The organism is Streptomyces albiflavescens (assembly GCF_014645835.1).
In the GTDB taxonomy this organism is placed as follows: domain Bacteria; phylum Actinomycetota; class Actinomycetes; order Streptomycetales; family Streptomycetaceae; genus Streptomyces; species Streptomyces albiflavescens.
Genome location: NZ_BMMM01000049.1, coordinates 1 through 759, shown reverse-complemented (window position 1 = coordinate 759; position 759 = coordinate 1). Strand labels below are relative to the sequence as shown.

General features: G+C 65.1%; 1 protein-coding gene. It reads left to right on the top strand.

Annotation, left to right across the window (positions count from 1 at the left end):
* Positions 1-2 precede the first annotated feature (2 nt).
* Positions 3-759: IS982 family transposase (locus IEY95_RS48460; protein ID WP_189192732.1), on the top strand; the 757-nt coding region annotated here is incomplete at its 3' end.

Below are 759 nucleotides of genomic sequence, written 5' to 3'. Positions count from 1 at the left end.
GTGTGACGAACAACCTGGACGCCCTGCTGACCGCACTGTACGTGAAGATCGACGACGAGATCCGAGGCACCCGATGGCTTGGCCGACCGCCGCAGCTGACAGATTCTGAGCTGGTCACCCTTGCCGTCGCGCAGGCGCTGCTGGGCTTCACTTCGGAGTCGCGCTGGCTGCGGTTCGTTGACTCCCGACTGGGAGCAATGTTCCCGTACGTGCCCAGGCAGCCGGGCTGGAACAAGCGGCTGCGGGCAGCGTTGCCGCTGGTCAAAAGGGCCATACGGCTACTGGCCGTCGATACGGACTTCTGGTTCGACAACCACTGGATCATCGACTCCACACCGGTGGAGTGCGGCCGCTCACGTCCGACGGTGAAGCGGTCGGACATGGCCGGCTGGGCCGGATACGGATACTGCGCCTCGCACTCCCGGTTCTTCTGGGGCCTGCGCCTGTTCCTGGTATGCACCCCGACCGGGATGCCCATCCTGTGGGCACTGGCGAACCCGAAGCTGGACGAGCGGGAGGTGCTGTCGGCGATGCTGGACCGCGAACCGCACCTGGCCACGGACAGGCCGAGCCTGCTGGTGATCGCGGACAAAGGCTTCGCTTCCAAGGAGTTCGAGGCCGATCTGGCTTTCCGGGGCGCGGAGTTGCTGCGTCCTTCTTTCAAGCGCGAGAAGAAGCGCAGGGGCGAAAGCCTCCTGAAGTCGGTGCGGCAGCTGATCGAGTCGGTCAACGACACCCTCAAAGGCCAGCTCGACCTGG